This is a genomic window from Streptomyces sp. NPDC054842 (assembly GCF_053611025.1).
Genome location: NZ_JBSGZN010000102.1, coordinates 1 through 2,266 on the forward strand (window position 1 = coordinate 1; position 2,266 = coordinate 2,266).

The 2,266-nt window shown below is 71.7% G+C and carries 2 protein-coding genes; one reads left to right on the forward strand and one right to left on the reverse strand.

What is annotated here, in order from left to right; genetic code table 11:
- Positions 1 to 78: 78 nt before the first annotated feature.
- The gene (locus tag ACWGIS_RS36230) at positions 79 to 846 is read right to left on the reverse strand and encodes an alpha/beta fold hydrolase (protein WP_453366771.1); all 768 of its coding nucleotides are present in this window, start codon (positions 844 to 846) and stop codon (positions 79 to 81) included.
- Between the two features lie 166 nt (positions 847 to 1,012).
- Here ACWGIS_RS36230 and ACWGIS_RS36235 point away from each other — a divergent pair, with 166 nt between their 5' ends.
- On the forward strand, positions 1,013 to 2,206 hold the full coding sequence (locus tag ACWGIS_RS36235; RefSeq protein ID WP_453366772.1) for an acyl-CoA dehydrogenase family protein: 1,194 nt from the start codon (positions 1,013 to 1,015) through the stop codon (positions 2,204 to 2,206).
- Positions 2,207 to 2,266: the final 60 nt, after the last annotated feature.

Here is a 2,266-nt window from a genome sequence, read left to right on the forward strand (position 1 = left end):
GTGACCGGCGCGCCGGCGTTCCGGGCGGCCTCGTCCGCTGCCGGGCCGGCCGGGCGTCGTGCCCCGGCCGCCTGGCGGTCAGGCGCCGCTCAGGAAACTGACCAGCTCGTCGCGGAACGCGGGTTCACCGACCGCCCGCATGTGGTCGCCGGGCACGATGCGCAGCGTCGCGTCGGGTATGGCCTCCGCGAGGACGTGCGGACGCACGGCGAGAGGGTCGTCCCGGCCGGCGAGGACGAGCGTGGGGGCCTTCACCGTCTCCAGCGGGATCGGCCGGTCGTGGGCGGCGGACGCCTGGGCGGCCAGGGCGATCCGGTCGCCTCCGACGGCGTCGACGAAGGCACGGAAGCCCGCTGCCGCCGGGTCGGTGACGGCGGCCGGATCGTCGGCGCGCAGCGCCTCTCGCAGCGCGGGACCGCCGATGACCCGCGTGTCCACGCCGCCCAGCTCGACCACCGCGGCGCCCACACCGCCGATCACCAGGCGGCGTACGCGCTGGTCGTTCACGGCGGTGAGCAGCGAGACGATCGCCCCCATCGAGTAGCCCACCAGGTCGTAGGACGGCTCGTCCAGCAGGTCGATCAGTGTCCGCACGTCCTCGGCCATGCGGGCCTCGCCGTAGGAGGCCGGATCGTGGGGCTTGTCGGAGCGGCCGTGGCCACGGGCGTCGACGGCGGCGACCCGGCGGCCGGCGGCCGTCAGCGCGGCGACGATGCCGGGGGAGACCCAGTTGGACTCCCCGTCCGCGATGAAGCCGTGGTGCAGCAGGACCAGGGGGAGTTCGGAGGCGCCCGGCCAGAGCCGGTAGGAGAGGCTGATGCCATCGGTGGTGGTGAAGACCGGCATGCGCGGTCCCTTCTCGGACGGCGGGTGATCGGCGTGTGCGCCGGCGAGCGTACTCACCGCGCCGCCGACTTCGAAGAGGGCCGGGACCGGGCCGGATACCGCCGGGGCTCCTGAGCAGGGAGCGATTCACGTGCATCGCGCAACGAAAGCGTGGAAGAAGGCCGACATGTCTACGAATCCTGAGGACCAGCTCGCCGCGGACTTCTACGACTACGAGGCCGCGCTGTCGGAGGAGGAACGCAAGACGCTGCTGAGGACGCGCAGCTTCATGCGTGAGGAGATCAAGCCGCTGCTGAACGAGAACTGGGCCGCGGGCACCTTCCCGGCCGAGCTGATCGGGAAGTTCCGCGCGAGTGGACTCGTGGGCCTGCCCTACGAGGGCTACGGAGAGCACGGCGCGGCGGCCGGTCACCTGCTGACCGGGATGATGGCGATGGAGATGGCCCGCGTCGACGCCTCGGTCGCCACCTTCTTCGGCGTCCACAACGGGCTGGCCATGTACTCGATCCAGGCCGGCGGCAGCCAGGAGCAGCGTGACCGCTGGCTGCCGGGGATGGCGAGGATGGACACGGTGGGCGCGTTCGCGCTGACCGAGGCGCTCGGCGGCTCCGACGTGGCGGTGGGCATGCGCACCACCGCGAGGCGGGAGGGCGACACCTGGGTGCTGAACGGGTCCAAGCGGTGGATCGGCAACGCCACCTTCGCCGACCACGTCGTGGTGTGGGCACGCGACCTCGACGACGACCAGGTCAAGGGCTTCGTGGTCGGCAAGGGCACGCGCGGCTTCGAGCCGCGGAAGATCGAGAACAAGACCTCGCTGCGGATCGTGGAGAACGCGGACGTCACCCTGACCGACGTGCGGGTGCCGGAGAGCGACCGCCTGCAGAACATCGAGTCGTTCCGCGACGTCGCGGAGATCCTGCGCGCCACGCGCAGCGGTGTCGCCTGGCAGGCGCTCGGCGTGATGATCGGCGCGTACGAACTGGCGCTGGCGTACGCCACGGAGCGAGAGCAGTTCGGCCGGCCCATCGCGGGCTTCCAGCTCGTGCAGGACCTGCTGGTCAAGAGCCTGGGCAACATCACGGCCTCGTGGGGCATGCTCGTGCGGCTGGCCCGGCTGCAGGACGAGGGGGTGTTCCGCGACGAGCACTCCTCGCTGGCGAAGGCCCACGTCACCGCGCGCATGCGGGAGGTCGTCGCCTGGGCGCGCGAGATCTTCGGGGGCAACGGGATCGTCCTGGACTACGACGTCGCCCGGTTCTTCGCGGACGCCGAGGCCATCTACTCCTTCGAGGGCACCCGGGAGATGAATACGCTCATCGTCGGGAAGGCGATCACCGGGCAGAGCGCGTTCGTCTGACCGCGGCTGCCGAACACGCGACGCCCTACGGGCGGCCCGGTACCACCAGCACCTCGGTCC

Coding starts and splice junctions, on each gene's coding strand:
- ACWGIS_RS36235 (WP_453366772.1), top strand. CDS start 1,013: ATGTCTACGAATCCTGAGGACCAGCTCGCCGCGGACTTCTACGACTAC.
- ACWGIS_RS36230 (WP_453366771.1), bottom strand. CDS start 846: ATGCCGGTCTTCACCACCACCGATGGCATCAGCCTCTCCTACCGGCTC.